Genomic DNA, 17,128 nt, shown 5'->3' on the forward strand with positions numbered 1-17,128 from the left:
CACCTACATTAACTGATTGAATAACTCTTTTGCCAATAAGGCGGCAATCACGTACATCATAATCGCAACCACAACATCAATACCTTGCTTAACTCGCGGTTGTGACAAAGTGGGACCGAGTTTGGCCGCACCAATTGAAAGAGAGAAGAACCACACTAGCGAAGCCATCATGGTGCCGATGGCAAACGCAATACGATCTTGGCCTTCAAATTGGCCGCCAATTGAACCGAGAATCACCACTGTATCCAGATAAAGGTGAGGGTTCAGTACCGTCACGGCTAAAGCGCCTAGAATGACAGCGCGCTTACCTCTTAGTGTCTGGTTGAGCTGAGTCTCTTCCGCTTGTGGTGTAAAAGCGCTTTTGAGTGATAGTGAGCCATACACCGCAAGAAAAGCAATACCACCGAGAGTGACCAACATGAGCAAGGTTTCATTTTGTGATAGCAGAGCACCGCCACCGAAGATTCCGAGCGAAATAAACACAATATCAAGCACACTGCAGATCGTCGCGGTTGTAAGGTGGTGATGGCGCTTAATGCCTTGATTAAGTACGTAAGCGTTTTGCGCACCAATAGGGATGATCATGCTTGCGCCTAGGCCGAAGCCTTGTAGTAGTAGCCAAAAGTTCACGGCTTTCTCTCCAACAAATTAACTGATATGGCGAGAAGATAAGTAAACTGTCAAAATAAGTATATTTAATAATTTTTATACTATATAAGAGTAACTAATATAATGGATCGTTGTGAGAGGAATAAAGATGCGTGGCTTGGACTATCGATGGATAGAGGCTCTAGAGGCGGTGATCAGTAGTGGTAATTTTGAGCGTGCCGCTGAAGCATTGTTTGTCTCTCAATCGGCAGTTTCGCAACGATTAAAACAGCTAGAAAAGTACCTAGCTCAACCTGTTTTGGTGCGCGAGCAACCGCCAAGACCTACCCCGATAGGGCAAAAGCTTCTCGCGCTCTACCAACAAGTCCAATTGCTAGAGTCCGAGTTGATTCCAGAGCTAGATAACGAAACGGCTGAGCGTCTACAAACCGCGGCCATTGCGACTAACGCAGACAGCTTAGCGACATGGCTGCTGCCTGCTTTAGCACCAATTATGAAGTCACGCCGGGTTCAGTTTGAACTTGAGGTTTATGGGGAAGCGAGAACGTTAGACAAATTAAAAAATGGCGAAGTCTTGGGCGCGTTAAGCATGGAGCCCAAAGCTATGGTCGGCTGTGAGGCGAAATACATTGGTCGGATGGATTATGTATGTGTGGCGAGCCCAGAGTTTGCGAAGGAGTATTTCCCAACTGGAGTGACGCGAGAGGCGTTAAAACAAGCACCGGCTGTCTCTTACGATCAACATGATGAACTGCATTGTGATTTTCTCAAGCAGCATTTTAATATTTCTCCCGATTCTGTGCCGCATCATCATGTCGCAAGTTCTGAGGCTTTCGTCAACTTGGCTTTGATGGGGTGTGCTTATTGCTTGATCCCTAAGCTACAAATAGAACAGGAACTTGCCTCTGGGAAGTTAGTGGATTTGATGCCGGGCTTTTTTATGAGCTTTCGTATTTACTGGCATCATTGGCAACTTGAAACGGGTTTACTTAAGCAGGTGACACAGGCCATTGTTGAATATACAGAGGATTTACTGCCGAAATAGCGAGTATGTAGCCGCGTAAGTGCTCAGTTAATTCTCTGTCAGAACTGATGGCTAGATCTTGGTGTCGATTTATTCCATGCCTATGATGTATTGAGTTAATGGCATATGGTAATTGAGTATGAAAGCTATCCCTACAGTTGTTGCAGCTTTGTCGCTGTCTTTAAGCAGTTTTGGCGTGTTGGCCAATAGTCCCGATTTTCCACATTTATCGACCACAGGTTATGGTGAAGTGATCGCCAAACCCGATATGGCTGAGTTCTCGGTTAAGGTTGTAGAGTCAACCATGACGGCAGAGCAAGCAAAGCTGTCGGTTGATAAAGTTGTCCGTACCTTCCTTGATGCTCTAAATAAAGAGGGCGTAGAGAAGCAGGACGTGACTAGCTCAAACCTCTACATTACCCCTCAATACCATTACCCTAAAGACGGTAAACCAGAGCTAGTAGGCTACCGAGCTTCACGCAGTGTTACGGTGACGGTCGAAGATTTGGCTGACTTAAACCAATACTTGGATCTGGCGCTAAACTCAGGCATCAATCAAGTTGATAACATTCAGCTAAAAGTCAAAGACCAAGCTAAGTATCAACAGCAGGCACGAATGGCGGCGATCAAAGATGCCAACAGCAAGGCCGAGTCGCTCGCAGAGGGCTTTGGTAAAGATCTCAACGGTGTTTGGCGTATTGATTATAAAATGTCTGGTCACCAACCTGTTTTGATGCGCTCAATGGCTATGGATGCGCGTTCAGAATCGAACAGTTACCAAGACTCTACCATCGTTATCCGCGATAGCGTTGATGTGATTTATAAGATCGATTGAGCAATTCAGTGATTTTATTGCTAGTAAAGTCGCCCCTATTCTACTTCTTCCGGTAGGGGCTTTAATCCTATTTCGATTAAATGATATACTGCTCGGCCTTATCGACACGAGCCTTCTTCACCTAATGCAGCGTAAATCCGTATTTTCATATCTCGCTATTACTACGCTGGTCTTTTTTTCTCTCGTTTCTTTTTACTATTTCAAGAAACATCAACAGCTTGAAAAAGACATCATTGTTCAAAATGCTGAGTTGGCGATTCACCAGCTTGCGTACAGTGAGCGTGAATACCAAAGCGTTCGTAGCCAGTTTATCTCGATTATTGAGTTGCTTTCTCATAGTCGCAACCTCTATGAGTATGTACTAGAGCCGACAAAGGCCAATAAAGGCGTTGTTGAAGAGGTTTGGTCGTCAGTTGCAAGCAATCAAAAGTGGTACACCCAGATCCGTTTTTTAGATACTAACGGAATGGAGAAAATTCGCCTCAATTACAGCGACGGAGTTGCGGAGGTTGAGAGCGACAACAACCTGCAAGATAAATCACCGCGAAATTATTACCTGTACGCTCAAACTCTGAATGAGAATGATATTGGCGTATGGGGAATCGATCTAGAGCATGAACACGGCAAGCTTGTCGAGCCTTATCAGCCCGCGCTGCGCTTAATTACACCTGTCTATGTCGCTGGAAACCGCGCAGGTTATTTGGTCCTCAATATTGATGTCCGGTATCTTTCATCTCGTTTAAACTATTCGCCCGATGAGCGATTTAGCCCCGAGCTTATTGGTGAGCAGGGTTTTTACTTGGCTGGTTCAAGCCTCAACGAGCTATATGGTCACTTAGTCAAAGAGCGAAATGAGCACAACTTTGCACGCTCTTTCCCTGTTACTTGGCAGATGATGCAACACAATAAGTCGGGTTACCTGATGGAGAATGAGGGATTGATTGTCTTTAATCAGATTTACCTTTCTCCACAACAGCCCCTCTATCTGGTGATAGAACTTGATGGCAAAGAGTTAGACGCGATTGCCAAGCATGAGAGCGAGGCTTTAGTGCAAGAAGCAACTTTAGTGTTTGTTTTGATGCTAGCGTTCGTTATCCCAGGTACTTTACTCGTTGTTCACTACCGAAAACGCAGTATCGAAAGCCAATTAGCCCGCGCAGCCTTGAGTGGTATGTCTGCTGTGATTATTTCCGATCGCAACCACCGAGCGATCATGGTGAATGATCAATTTTGTGCGCTAACTGGACTCGCCCATCGTGATATTCAATCGCGCAATATCATTAAGCGCTTGCTAGGCGAAGAGCAAATTGAACTGTCGCTAGAGATTTTTGAGCAAGTGGCCCATCAGCAGCTATGGGAAGGTGAAATTAGTATTCAAAGAGCCGGTGATGAACGAACCGTCACTGCGCTACTGCGGGTACAAAGTGTGTTGGCCAAATCAGGTTGGGTGAGCTATTACATTACCTCGATTGTCGATATTAGTGATCGCAAGGAACTGGAAGAGCGCCTGCGTATCTTAAGTGAAAGGGATGAGCTCACTCAGTTGTGGAATCGTCGTAAGTTTGAGTTAGAGCTGCGCCGTAATGCCCGTCTTATGGAGCGTTATCCTGCCACCTCGAATGCTTGCTTAGCTTTGCTCGATATCGACTTTTTTAAACGCGTTAATGATGAGCTTGGTCACGACGAAGGAGACCGCGTCATTACTAATGTGGCTCAGATGCTTGAGTCCATCTTGCGTGAGACAGATTTTGTGGCTCGAATCGGTGGTGAGGAGTTTGCGATCATTATGCCTCATACCTCAATATTAGAGGCTGAACTAGCCTTAGAGCGCTTACGTATAGCGATTGATTTGGAAGCGAGCATCCCTGTTACGGTCAGTATCGGTGTGACCGATTTTATTGCAGATAGCACGCGTTGTTACAAGTGCGCGGATATTGCACTCTACGAGTCGAAGTCTTCTGGTCGTAACCGAGTTTCGGTCTGTTTTAGTTCCGAAGAGGTGGCATAAAAAAATCGAGCCTTTTGGCTCGATTCTTATCTCATATCGCTATGCAGCGACGGCTTGCTCATCAATGATGGCTTGAATTTGCTGTCTGTTATGCTCTAGGTGACTATCTAGTGTCTTGGCGGCTTTTTCTCCGTCTTTGGCTAATACTAGCTTCATAATTTGTTCGTAGTCATCTAAGCAAGAACTGCTATACTCTAAACCGTTAACGATTGCGTAGTAGCGATAACGTTTGATCTGGGTGATGAGATCACTGAAGAAGCCAAGCATGTTTTTCGAACGTGCCCCTTCGAGGAGTGAAATGTGGAACTGATGTTGACGCTCTTCCCACTCTTGCCAGTCAAAGCCTTCCTTTGCGTGTTGTACGCGCGATAACTTATGAAATGACGTCAGTACTTCTAGCTCCCAACCTTCATCACCAGCTTCAATCGCTTGCTTGAGGAGAATGGAAGAGATAAAGCGTAAGCTTTCATAGAGATCGTTCAGTTCATCAATAGAGACAGGCGCAACCCAACAACCTTTTTGCGGTTGTAAGCTGACATACTTGCTCCAAGAAAGTTGTACTAGGGCTTCTCTGATAGGAGAGGCACCGACATCGTATCTCTGTTTAAGCTCAGCAACGACCAGCTTTTCGTCTGGTTGAAGTTGCCCATTCAAAATATCTTGCACAATCATTTTAGCGACTTTGTCTGTTAACGTCGGGCTAGACACGATGCATTCCTCACTACTTACACTGCTACTAAGACACCACTAATAATTATTAAACGGTATGTGGTACTGAATTTTGGTTGATAATACAGCGTACGGAATGGGTGGGCAAGAAAAATATATAAAAAAAGAGGGCCTAAGCCCTCTTTAATAGAATGTGCAATTGTATGCGTTTTATTATAGAACGTGTACAGATGCAGTGTTTGTTGTACCAGAAGCAACTAGTGCACCAGATACCATAACAACGATGTCGCCTTTGTTACCTAGGCCAGACTCTAGTGCAAGTTCTTTACCTGCTACGTAGAACGCGTCTGTGTTCTCGATAGAATCAACAACAACTGGAGTAACACCTTTAGTTAGAACTAGCTGTGCTGCTGTCTTAGTGTTAGTTGTAAGCGCTAGGATGTTAGCTGTTGGGAAGTACTTACGTACTGAACGTGCTGATTTACCACCTTCAGTTGCAACAACGATTAGAGGAGCTGCTAGTTTCTCAGCTGTATCAACTGCGCCTTTACATACTGCTTCAGTGATGCGTAGACGTGGGCTATCTAGGCGAGAACCAAGCTCAGCTTTTAGTGCTGAATCAGTGCGGTTCGCGATTTGAGCCATGATAGTTACCGCTTCAACAGGGTACTTACCTTTTGCAGTTTCGCCAGAAAGCATCACTGCGTCAGTACCGTCCATTACTGCGTTCGCAACGTCGCCTGCTTCCGCACGAGTAGGGCGTGGGTTGTTGATCATAGAATCAAGCATTTGAGTTGCAGTGATAACCATCTTACGTGCACGGTTACACTTCTCGATCATCATCTTCTGAGCGAAGATTACTTCTTCAGCTGGAATTTCAACACCTAGGTCACCACGAGCAACCATGATGCCGTCAGAAAGCTCTAGGATCTCGTCGAAGTTATCAACACCTTCTTGGTTTTCGATCTTAGAGATGATGTGGATGTTCTCGCCACCGTTTGCAGCAAGTACTTCACGGATTTCTTGAACATCAGAAGCTTTACGGATGAATGAAGCCGCAACGAAGTCAACGCCTTGCTCACAACCAAACTTAAGGTCGTTCTTATCTTTTTCAGATAGAGCTGGTAGGTTTACTGAAACGCCAGGTAGGTTAACACCTTTGTTTTCACCTAGTGCACCGTTGTTAAGAACTTTACACTTAACTTCAGTTTCAGAAGTCGCAAGTACTTCCATTTCGATTAGACCGTCGTCTACTAGGATAGTGTTACCAACGTTTAGGTCTGCTGCGAAACCAGCGTAAGTTACTGCTACTTTATCTTTGTTACCTACAACTGAGATATCAGTTGTGAAAGTGAACTCTTGACCAGCTACTAGATCAACGTCATCGCCGTTTTCTAGTTTGATAGTACGGATTTCTGGACCTTTAGTATCTAGAAGGATAGCAAGCTGCTTACCAGACTCTTCCATTACTTTGCGGAAGTTCGCGATACGAGTGCCGTGCTCTTCGTAGTCACCGTGAGAGAAGTTCAGGCGCATTACGTTCATGCCTGCGTTTACTAGTTCAGTTAGCTTCTCTACAGATTCAGTTTTAGGGCCAATCGTACATACGATTTTGGTCTTTTTCATGGAAGATACTCTCCGGTCGATAATAGTTACAATTTGAAAGTCGGTTATTGGTCTGAAACCAAGGCTGTCGAATAGGCATTTTGTGCCTGCCAACTCTTCATGACAGCATTACATCTAGTTGGCTCCAGAACTGAAAGTCTTTCACATAGTTTAGTCATTTTATGACCAACCTGATGCCGTTCAACGCCGTATTTTTGTGACAACACTAGGATATAGTGGCTAGGTTGCAAAAAAATAACGGTCAATTCTGTAATTTTTTTTCTTTTAGGGTGCGAATTCTACCACCTAATGATTTCAATATCACTGCTTAACAATTGTCTTAGGACAAGGTTTTTGCGCTAAATATTAATTTTTTGGATCGAAATAAATGGACATAAATGTTTCGACTTGACTATAATTTCTTTCAGTTCGAAATCTGAATGTATAAATTAAATGTCGAAACGAAACACTCAGCTAAGAAGACACGCTATTTCTAATCTAGTTAATGAGAAGGGAGAGGTCAGCGTTGAAGCACTTTCTGTTCAATTTGAAACCTCTGAAGTAACGATTAGAAAGGATCTCGCTTCGCTAGAAAAAAATGGTCAGCTTCTTCGTCGCTATGGTGGTGCGATTGCCCTACCGAAAGAAGTGGTAAGCGACGAAATGAATGAAAATGTTTCGATTCGAAAGAACGAATTGGCGGAGGCGGCGGTTAAGCTGATCCGTGAGCATAACCGTATCGTGATAGACAGTGGCAGTACAACTGGCGCTCTGATCAAAATGCTTGATGGTATGCGCGGTTTGGTGGTGATGACCAATTCTCTTAATGTCGCCAACGCGCTGAATGAGCTTGAGAGCGAGCCGACTCTATTGATGACCGGCGGAACTTGGGATGCTCACTCCGAGTCGTTTCAAGGTCAAGTTGCAGAATCTGTTCTACGCTCATATGACTTCGACCAGTTATTTATTGGCGCAGACGGTGTCGATCTTGAGCGCGGGACCACCACCTTCAATGAGCTCGTTGGCCTAAGTAAAGTGATGGCTGAGGTGTCACGCGAGGTCATCGTCATGGTCGAGTCGGAAAAGATCGGCAGAAAGATCCCTAACTTAGAGTTAGCTTGGGATGCCATCGATATCTTAATTACCAACAAAGACTTAGACCCAGAGTTAAAAACAAAAATTGAATCTCATGGCGTCAAAGTGCTTTGTGCATAACGTTAAACAAATTTTTTAATCTTACTTCTCCGAATCTGGCCTTTGCTTGCTGCCTATCGGAATCAACAAATTGGAGTTGAATATGTGTGGAATCGTCGGTGCTGTTGCACAACGAGATGTCGCTGAAATTTTAGTAGAAGGATTACGTCGCCTTGAATACCGTGGTTATGATTCTGCGGGTGTGGCGATTGTTGATGGTGAGTCAAACCTAACTCGCGTTCGTCGTCTGGGTAAAGTACAAGAGCTAGCAGACGCGGTAGAGTCGGCACAAGTTGTCGGCGGCACAGGTATTGCGCACACTCGCTGGGCAACTCATGGTGAACCTTCTGAAGCGAATGCCCACCCACATATGTCAGGCGACATTGCAGTGGTGCACAACGGTATTATTGAAAACCACGAAGAGCTACGTGAACTACTTAAGTCTCGCGGTTACGTATTTGAATCTCAAACAGATACTGAAGTGATCGCTCATATGGTTGAGTGGGAGTTGCGTAGTTCTGAAACACTGTTAGAAGCAGTACAAAAGACCGCGAAGCAACTTGAAGGTGCCTACGGCACAGTGGCCCTGGATCGTAAAGATCCTTCGCGTATTGTCGTTGCTCGTTCAGGCAGCCCAATCGTGATTGGTTTTGGTGTCGGTGAGAACTTCCTTGCTTCTGACCAACTTGCTCTGCTTAACGTGACTCGCCGCTTTATGTATCTAGAAGAAGGTGACGTTGCGGAAATCACTCGCCGTGAAGTAACGGTATTTGATGCTTCAGGTGAGCGTGTAGAACGTGAGATTACGGAATCTAACGCTGAGCATGATGCGGGTGACAAAGGCCAGTACCGTCACTTTATGCAAAAAGAGATTTATGAGCAGCCAACGGCACTGATCAACACCATGGAAGGCCGTATCACATCAGACTCTGTAGTAACCGAAGCCATTGGTGTTAATGCGGCAGAAATCCTAAGCAAAGTTGAGCATGTACAGATCGTTGCTTGTGGTACTTCTTACAATGCAGGTATGACCGCTCGTTACTGGTTCGAAGATCTCGCTGGCGTAAGCTGTGACGTAGAAATTGCTTCTGAGTTCCGTTACCGCAAATTTGTGACGCGTCCTAACAGCCTGTTAATCACGCTTTCTCAATCCGGTGAAACCGCTGATACTTTAGCAGCTCTGCGCCTAGCCAAAGAGAAAGGTTATATGGCTGCAATGACGATTTGTAACGTTGCTGGCTCTTCTCTAGTTCGTGAATCTGATTTCGCCTTTATGACACGTGCTGGTGTAGAAATTGGTGTAGCGTCAACCAAAGCCTTTACTACTCAGCTTTCTGCTTTGCTGATGTTAGTGACTGCGCTAGGTAAGCAACAAAATCGTATCAGCAAAGAAAAAGAGCAAGAGATTGTTGAAGCGCTGCATGCACTACCTAAGCAAATCAATGCTGCTCTATCTTTTGAGAAAGACATTGAAGAGTTAGCGACAGATTTTGCTGACAAGCACCATACACTGTTCTTAGGTCGTGGTGAGTTTTACCCGATTGCTATGGAAGCCTCTCTTAAACTAAAAGAGATCTCTTACATCCACGCTGAAGCATACGCAGCAGGCGAGCTAAAGCACGGGCCACTGGCTCTGATTGATGCCGACATGCCAGTTGTTGTGGTCGCGCCAAGTAACGAGTTGCTAGAGAAGCTAAAATCGAACGTTGAAGAAGTTCGTGCACGTGGCGGTTTATTATATGTATTCGCCGATGCAGATGCGGGCTTTGAAGCTGATGAGACAATGAAGATCATCACTATGCCGCACGTCAGCGAGATCACGGCACCGATTTACTACACCATCCCGATGCAGCTTCTGTCTTACTACGTTGCTTTGATTAAAGGAACGGATGTTGACCAACCACGTAACCTAGCGAAAGCGGTGACGGTTGAGTAACAGTCTAGCGAAGGCTAACAATTAGAAAATGGTGGCTGTTAGGCCACCATTTTTGTTTACATGCCTTGTTAGAAACTAGGTCAACCATTTGCAGGATAGAGGGTAATTGGGCCAAGAAACATAGACTGGTCGCTCGGAGCAAGAATCTGCGGTAAGCCATTCCCTTTCTCTAGGCTGCGAACATACGTGCAGTGTACTTCTAGTACTGGTACGTTAGCTGCACTAGGGTAGGCTGGTTTTTTGACAATTCTGTCTACCGTTAACTGCGCAGCAGGAGGCAATAAAAACTCGGCTTGGACTGCGATTGCCGATTCTTGGTCTTTGAATTCCATCAGTTTGGCGAGATTCTCATAGCCTTGCTTCATCTTATTTCTTCGGCGTCTTTCAAGGTAGAGCGTTTTGCTTTTCTCTATTACATCAGTGACGTATTTCTTTTCGTAATCAGGGATGCTTTTAATTGAATTGTCGTTTAGATTTAATAGTCTTACTGCTGTCTCATCTAATCGGTTAGCTAAGTTAGTACTGTTGTAACCGCTAAATGCACTGATATTGACCCCTTGGGCACGACGTATAACGAAGTTAAGGATACCTTCGGTGTTTTTGTAAACAGGGAAGCAGGCTCCCTCAATAAACCCTTTGTGGAAGCTGCATGATAAGTAGCGGCTACTTTTTATTGTCCCAACCGGACCTTTAGGATTGGCGCCATTGACTATTTCATTAGCGTACTTCCACCAAGCCGAGTTTTGCGGATTTGGCACGGTAATTTGGCGATAGACGGGTACATCAACGCGCGTAGTTGAGTTCTGTCCCCACTTTTTGTAAGCCCGCCAGACTTTAACTGCGTCATCTTTGAGCTGATTGCCTTTAGTGGTGTAGCCGGTCATCTCAGTATTGATGGTGTTAGAGTTGAAAGTATAAAAAGACAGAGCCGTCACCATCTCCATTTGTTCAATCAAAGCTTGTTGCTCGAGGTCAGTAATACGAGAGCTGATGCTGTCAGGCACAGACCAGCGATGTCTCATACTTTGTGCCACCTTGTATTGATTGACAAAGCCTCTCATCATGTCCATCCACTCAGTGGGACTATTGTTCTGGCAGTGTTGTCTATATGAGGTTTGTGTGAGATTTAGTGCCATCTGATGGAGTGCGTCTAAACACTCTTTTTCAGCCGCTTGATTGATTTTGAGGTATTTGAGCCTTTTTGTAAGGTTACCGACTCCCACAGATCTTAACTGCTCGTAACGATATTCATCGTAACCGCCTATTTCCATTTTATTTTCCTTATCCAACTGACTTTAGATTTGGAGCTCTAATTCTCATCTCAACTACGATTACTTTGCGTGAGGCGGAAATTGGCTCCATTTAAACTATCAACTTAGATGCAGTTGCATAGGCTGACAACGGAGCTTAGCCAAATTGATTTGGTGCTTTCGTTGTAATCCTACATGGGTCTAATAGTTGGAAGGATTTAACTTTCAATTTGTCATCAGGAATTGAGGTTAATTACTGATCTATCAGCATATTTAGATGCGGAATAACCTGTTCTAATGAAATTATAACAATAGCTTCTGTGTTTACTTCGTCTGATGGAGCAACGAGATCTGGCACCATGACCACAGGACACCCCGCTGCCAGTGCTGCTTTTACTCCGTTATTTGAGTCTTCTAAAACTAAGCATTCTTCAGCTTTAAAACCGAGACGAGTGTAAGCCATTTGGTAGCAGTCAGGGTAAGGTTTACCGCGCTCTACATCTTCTGCTGTGATGACTAAATCAAATTGAGGCAGGTAGTCGCTGGTGGTGAAATTGTATCTATTTAAGGCAAATCGCGTGGCAGAGTCTCCTCTGCCACAAAGTTGAGTTAGTTGGTATCTAGGTAAGCTTTAGAAGAGATATCAGTCCATGCACGTACTTTAGTTAAGTACTGTCTTTGTGACTCAATAATTTCTTTCGCTAATGCGTCGCTTCTAGCTTGCTGTTCAAGCAATTCGGTGGTTGCTGTTTGCATCGCTTTTAACACTTCTGGTGGGAAGTCCCTTACTTTTATATCTGGGTACTCAGCACTCATTGTCGCCCAACTATTTGCATTTGCATCGACTGCCTGAGTGTACATATCAAATGCTGCGACTCGGAATGCTGTTTCTAGTATGGTTTGTAGGTCTTTAGGTAGTGAATCCCACTTCTTTTTATTCACTAAAAACTGGGTTTCCGACCCCGGTTCATGCCACGCTGTGTAGTAATAAGGTGCGATTTTCTGAAAGCCCATTCTAAGATCAAATGCAGGGCCAACCCATTCTAGTGCGTCAATGGTTCCTCGTTCCAGTGAGGTATAGAGTTCACCCGGAGCGATGTTGGTTGGTTTTGCACCTACTTTTGCCATCACTTCACCAGCAAAGCCAGGAATGCGAATTTTAAGTCCTTTTAGATCTTCTACTGAGTTGATCTCCTTTTTAAACCAGCCGCCCATCTGAATGTCAGAGTTACCGCCGGGGAAAGAAAGAAGATTGTGTGGTGCATAGACTTTTTCCATTAACTCCATACCGCCACCGCGGTAAAACCAAGCATATTGCTCAGTAGAGATCATGCCAAATGGCATAGAGGAGAAGTATAACGTGTTGGGTACTTTGCCTTTCCAATAGTAGGAGCTTGAGTGGCCCAAGTCGTATTGACCTGACTTGACCATATCGAATATCCCTAATGGCGCTTTATGTTTATTGGCGGAATCAATACGAATTTTTAGGCGACCATTTGACATCTCTTCGGCAAGCTTGGCCATATTCTTGGTGGCATCACCTAAGATGGGAGTATTCGGTCCCCAAGTTTCGGCAAGTTTTAGGCGGTAGACTTTCTCTGCCGCAAGTGCAGAGAATGAACTAAGAGCAAGTGATAATGTTAGCGTTCCTGCTAACAGTGAGCGCAGTTTTAGCTTGGATGGCAACATAACTAAGCGACTTCCTTATTGTTGTGTTTTGTTATCTCACCTAGCTTTTATCTTGTTGTTTTTTTCGTCAATCTCATTTTTAACTGATCCTGAAAGTAATCTTGGTTTTAATCTCTATCACTATGTTTTGAACCAGTTTATTTCCCTGGATGTAAAGGTCTCTTCTATTGCAATCGAGCGATTAGCTAGGTGTTGTAAGCAGATAATCTGGATAACAAAAGTGCTGCCTTGGTCACGCAGCACTTAGGGGATAGGGAGGTGATGATTTTCTAGATCTCAATATGGTGGGATTTTAAGTAAGCCTCAGCCTGGTTAGCACCCATATATCTCGCTAAGGTTTTGAGTGGAACATCTCTAAGATCAACCATGATCAAGCCATCAAGTGCGTTATTAAAGGCAGGATCAACGTTAAAGGATACTAGCTTTCCATTTAGTCCAAGGTATTGCCTCAATAGAACAGGCACGCCTTTGCCATCATCGATTCTGGCAATGACTCGTGACAAGAGCTGCAGATCGGCAAGGGCTGTGAGCATGCTTGTATTCCAGCTCGGAGCGCAAGTTGATAATGGGTTAGAAGGGGTGACGTACTCGGCTTTTTCGGAGTCATAGTGATGAAGGGTCATGGTCTCTGCGAGTAATTGCCGTGTTTGTTCACTGTAATCATTGCTGATACTGACCGGACCAAACAGGTGAGTATATTCTGGGTTCCTATCTACATAGGCGGCAATGCCCTTCCAAAGCAGCAGTAGTGGCGCCATACTCTTCTGATACTTTTCATCGATTACAGAGCGCCCCATTTCTATTGATTGACTCATGGTATCGATAAAAGGCTGTTCAAAGTTAAACAAGGTTCTTGAGTAAAGCCCCTTAACTCCATGCTTACTAATGAGTTGATCTACCAGCCCTAGTCGATAAGCGCCGACGAGGCTTCGATGCTCTCTATCCCAAATAAAGAGATGTAAGTAATCACGATCAAACTCGTCGAGATCAAGGTCTAGACCTGTTCCTTCCCCAACTTGGCGAAAGTTGTGTTCTCTCAGGCGTCCGATCTCGTGCAGCATTGAAGGGATATGCTCGGCGGTTGTACAGTAGACGTCAAACTCCGCGCTCGAAAGCAACAAATGATCTTCGGGCATGGTGCTGAGATCCGCTTCGAGATCATCAATGGGGAGTTGAGTGGCGATAGGTAGAAATGAGCTAGATGATAAGTTTTGTTTTTGCTGCGTCAGTGTTTTGCTTTGTAATAAGTAGGTGTTTAAGCGCAGGTAGTTGACGATTTGAGTGTCTGTGAGTCCATTGACTTCCTTGTATTTGATCGCCGAGCCAATAGAGATTTGAATCTTCTGATGCGTTTTATTGAGCAACTCTCGGCCAAGCATCAAGGTGCGTAGTAGAGGATGTACTTTCCCCGCGAGATAAAAGCGCTGAGAGTTTTGGCCATCGATAAACACCGGAATGGTGGTTGCTCTTGATTTGCGAATCAAACTACTGACTGAGCGACTCCACTCTTTGTCTTCAAGGCGCTGCGCTTTTCTATCGACTAACTGTGAGACCTCTCCCGCAGGAAATAGCAGCAACAGACCACCTTGTTCTAAATGCTGGTGGGCTTTACGAAGTGCTTTTAGGTTGGACTTGTGAGCATTCTGTCCTTCGAATACATCCACGCCAATAAAGAGCTCATCAAGCTCAGGAACCGTTTTTAGGTATTGATTGGCGAGGATCTGAACATCACTTCTTATTTGAAGGAGTAGATCGGCAAGAATCACGCCTTCGACACAACCTAGAGGATGGTTGGCGACAATCACAGTAGAACCCGATTGAGGAATATGGCTGAGCGAACCTTTACACACCTGATAGTCAATACCGAGTACTTCAAGAGTGAAGCGAAGAAAGGCTTGAGTATCGCAGCCAGCAGGGCGCTGAGCATAAAATTTATCGAGCTTATTGAGACCAGTTGCCCACTCAGTAAAGCTCTCTCCTAAGCGAAATGGGGTCTTTTTCGGTAAACGAAACGGACTAGAAACTTCCATAGCATCCTCAAAATGGTAGTGGTTCGAAATGAGGATAGGTATGGGATGTTGCAGAAAGGCTTCAGCGAGATGAGAGTTAGATGATCACCTTATGACGTTTTGATGACCAAAGGCTATTTAGAGAAGGAATTTGCCAAAGCATGTAACAATGAATTATTTAGGTATTCTAAAAAAAATATTGCTCACAAAATGTACTAACGTCATGTTAAAGATCAACCTTTAGTGCTAGATTTTAATAGCGGGTGAGGTTATTCAAACTTTGGAGCGCGAAGACTCCATGCATAGTAACCAGTCAATTTGCCTTCGACTTGCTGAGCTGGAACTCTCTCTAATAAAGAGAGAAACGGGAACCTAAAGGTTCCCGTTGTTGTATACGCTGCTTATTGTCGCAAAAATTAGCTAGTGCGATGAACTGCCATGTGAGCAAGCGTGATGAGTGCTTGCTTATATTCAGACTCTTCTAATACCTTGAGCTCAGCAATGGCTTTATCTGCCTCTTGGTAAGCTTTTTGGCGTGTGTACTCTAAAGAACCGGTTTGTTCCATCGCTGCGAGAATATCGTTCAAGCGCTCCATGCCATTGGATTTTTCAATCGCTTCACGAATCATCTCCGTTTGTTCTGCACTACCGTTACGCATTGCATAAAGAAGAGGTAAGGTCGGTTTACCTTCAGCAAGGTCATCGCCAACATTCTTGCCCATCTCTTTACCATCAGAAGTGTAATCCATCACGTCATCAATTAGCTGGAATGCGGTTCCGAGGTATTTGCCGTAATTCTGTAAGGCAAGTTCTACCTCTTCAGGTGCTTCATTTAGGATGGCACCAATCTGGGTTGCCGCTTCAAACAAGCGAGCCGTCTTAGAGTAGATCACTTGCATGTAGCTTTCTTCGGTGGTGTCAGGGTCGTTACAGTTCATCAGTTGTTGAACTTCACCTTCTGCAATGACGTTTACCGCGTCACTCATTAGCTTCAGGATCTTTAATGATCCTAGCTCCGTCATCATTTGGAATGAGCGCGTGTATATAAAGTCGCCAACCAAAACGCTCGCGGCATTACCAAAGGCTGCATTAGCAGTGGCTTTACCACGTCGCATGTCTGATTCATCGACGACATCGTCATGCAGTAGAGTCGCGGTATGAATAAACTCAATAAAAGCGGCTGCGGTGGTATGAGCCTCTCCTTTATAGCCAAGTGCTTTAGCTGACAGAACAGCTAAAAGAGGACGTATACGCTTGCCACCACCGCTAACGATGTAGAAACCCAGTTGATTGATTAAAGAGACATCAGAGTTGAGTTGTGCGTGAATTGTTTCATTCACTTTTGCCATGTCATCGGCGGTGAGTGCTTGGATAGCTTTAAAATCCATTGTAATTCCGGCTGAAGTTAGAACTAGTAAGGTATTCTTATCTGTTTTAATTGCTGAATAATACACTAAAAAACGTTGATTAATACATGGTTAAAGGGCATCATCTGGGCACTTTTCATTGGCGATTAGCTTTTCGCCAATTTTTTCAAAATATGGCTTGTCATAGGTGCGACCTTTCTGTAGAATCTGCGCCCTATTGATGATTAGTTTAGCGCACACCCTTGATGCTCAAATAGCATACGGCTGTGCGGAAAAAGCGGAGTAAGATATGTACGCTGTTTTCCAATCTGGTGGTAAACAACACCGTGTAAGCGAAGGTCAAACTCTTCGTTTAGAGAAATTAGACGTTGAAACTGGTGCAACTGTTGAATTTGATAAAGTTCTTCTTGTTGCTAACGGTGAAGACATTAAAGTGGGTGCTCCTCTAGTAGAGGGCGGTAAAGTAGTTGCTGAAGTTGTACAACACGGTCGTGGCGATAAAGTTAAAATCGTTAAGTTCCGTCGTCGTAAGCACTCTCGTAAGCAACAAGGTCACCGTCAGTGGTTCACGGAAGTGAAAATCACTGGTATCAACGCTTAATCGATTAGGAGAGTTTAACAATGGCACACAAAAAAGCTGGTGGTTCTACTCGTAACGGCCGCGATTCAGAAAGCAAACGTCTAGGTGTTAAGCGTTTCGGTGGTGAGTCTGTTCTTGCAGGTAACATCATCGTTCGTCAACGTGGTACTAAGTTCCACGCTGGTACTAACGTTGGTATCGGTAAAGACCACACTCTATTCGCTCTTACTGAAGGTAAAGTGAAGTTCGAAGTGAAAGGTCCTAAAAACCGTAAATTCGTTAGCATCGAAGCTGAGTAATTTAAACCTAGTTTTAATTACTTATTAGCTTTCAAGCTGAATTCAAAAGCCCTG

At 44.5% G+C, this 17,128-nt stretch carries 14 protein-coding genes and 1 pseudogene; 7 read left to right on the plus strand and 8 right to left on the minus strand.

The features are described from left to right. Positions 1–3 precede the first annotated feature (3 nt). Positions 4–630: a LysE/ArgO family amino acid transporter gene (locus AC5O63_RS15135; RefSeq protein ID WP_494505488.1), complete on the minus strand. Its 627-nt coding sequence runs from the start codon at positions 628–630 to the stop codon at positions 4–6. A gap of 127 nt (positions 631–757) precedes the next feature. On the opposite strand from AC5O63_RS15135, the gene AC5O63_RS15140 reads away from it, so the two are divergent. From AC5O63_RS15140 to AC5O63_RS15150, 3 genes are all read left to right on the plus strand, one after another. Then, entirely contained in the window at positions 758–1,654 is an 897-nt protein-coding gene (locus AC5O63_RS15140; protein ID WP_494505489.1) for a LysR family transcriptional regulator ArgP, read from the plus strand. A gap of 118 nt (positions 1,655–1,772) precedes the next feature. Next, positions 1,773–2,468, plus strand: a complete 696-nt coding sequence (locus tag AC5O63_RS15145; RefSeq protein WP_494505490.1) for an oxidative stress defense protein — start codon at positions 1,773–1,775, stop codon at positions 2,466–2,468. Positions 2,469–2,592: 124 nt separating this feature from the next. After that, positions 2,593–4,476, plus strand: coding sequence for a GGDEF domain-containing protein (locus tag AC5O63_RS15150; RefSeq protein WP_494505491.1), 1,884 nt, complete (start codon positions 2,593–2,595; stop codon positions 4,474–4,476). 39 nt (positions 4,477–4,515) lie between these two features. On the opposite strand, the gene AC5O63_RS15155 is transcribed toward AC5O63_RS15150, so the two are convergent. Next, on the minus strand, positions 4,516–5,184 hold the full coding sequence (locus AC5O63_RS15155) for a GntR family transcriptional regulator (protein WP_494505492.1): 669 nt from the start codon (positions 5,182–5,184) through the stop codon (positions 4,516–4,518). Positions 5,185–5,358: 174 nt separating this feature from the next. Then, positions 5,359–6,771 carry a pyruvate kinase PykF gene (gene pykF / locus AC5O63_RS15160; RefSeq protein WP_004742539.1) on the minus strand — a complete coding sequence of 471 codons (1,413 nt, stop codon included), beginning with the start codon at positions 6,769–6,771 and terminating at the stop codon, positions 5,359–5,361. Positions 6,772–7,203: 432 nt separating this feature from the next. Between pykF and AC5O63_RS15165 the strand changes: the two genes are divergently transcribed. Then, entirely contained in the window at positions 7,204–7,965 is a 762-nt protein-coding gene (locus tag AC5O63_RS15165) for a DeoR/GlpR family DNA-binding transcription regulator (RefSeq protein WP_004742540.1), read from the plus strand. An 82-nt stretch (positions 7,966–8,047) separates the two neighbouring features. Then, a complete protein-coding gene (glmS, locus tag AC5O63_RS15170; RefSeq protein WP_494505493.1) occupies positions 8,048–9,880 on the plus strand; it encodes a glutamine--fructose-6-phosphate transaminase (isomerizing) in 1,833 nt (610 codons plus the stop codon). A gap of 80 nt (positions 9,881–9,960) precedes the next feature. Here glmS and AC5O63_RS15175 read toward each other — a convergent pair whose 3' ends face one another. The 5 genes and pseudogenes from AC5O63_RS15175 to ispB form a co-directional block, all read right to left on the minus strand. Then, a complete protein-coding gene (locus AC5O63_RS15175) occupies positions 9,961–11,151 on the minus strand; it encodes a hypothetical protein (RefSeq protein ID WP_171324767.1) in 1,191 nt (396 codons plus the stop codon). Between the two features lie 232 nt (positions 11,152–11,383). Next, positions 11,384–11,692 (minus strand): annotated as a pseudogene (locus AC5O63_RS15180) (HAD family hydrolase); the annotation flags it as partial. 47 nt (positions 11,693–11,739) lie between these two features. Continuing rightward, the gene (locus tag AC5O63_RS15185; RefSeq protein ID WP_494505494.1) at positions 11,740–12,819 is read right to left on the minus strand and encodes a TRAP transporter substrate-binding protein; all 1,080 of its coding nucleotides are present in this window, start codon (positions 12,817–12,819) and stop codon (positions 11,740–11,742) included. Positions 12,820–13,088: 269 nt separating this feature from the next. Then, on the minus strand, positions 13,089–14,849 hold the full coding sequence (locus AC5O63_RS15190; RefSeq protein WP_494505495.1) for a bifunctional lysophospholipid acyltransferase family protein/GNAT family N-acetyltransferase: 1,761 nt from the start codon (positions 14,847–14,849) through the stop codon (positions 13,089–13,091). 395 nt (positions 14,850–15,244) lie between these two features. After that, the gene (ispB, locus tag AC5O63_RS15195; protein WP_494505496.1) at positions 15,245–16,216 is read right to left on the minus strand and encodes an octaprenyl diphosphate synthase; all 972 of its coding nucleotides are present in this window, start codon (positions 16,214–16,216) and stop codon (positions 15,245–15,247) included. 268 nt (positions 16,217–16,484) lie between these two features. Here ispB and rplU point away from each other — a divergent pair, with 268 nt between their 5' ends. Both rplU and rpmA read left to right on the plus strand, forming a co-directional pair. Continuing rightward, entirely contained in the window at positions 16,485–16,796 is a 312-nt protein-coding gene (gene rplU / locus AC5O63_RS15200; protein ID WP_000271393.1) for a 50S ribosomal protein L21, read from the plus strand. 20 nt (positions 16,797–16,816) lie between these two features. Then, positions 16,817–17,074, plus strand: coding sequence for a 50S ribosomal protein L27 (rpmA, locus tag AC5O63_RS15205; protein WP_004409945.1), 258 nt, complete (start codon positions 16,817–16,819; stop codon positions 17,072–17,074). Positions 17,075–17,128: the final 54 nt, after the last annotated feature.

This window comes from Vibrio sp. SCP2 (genome assembly GCF_059295395.1).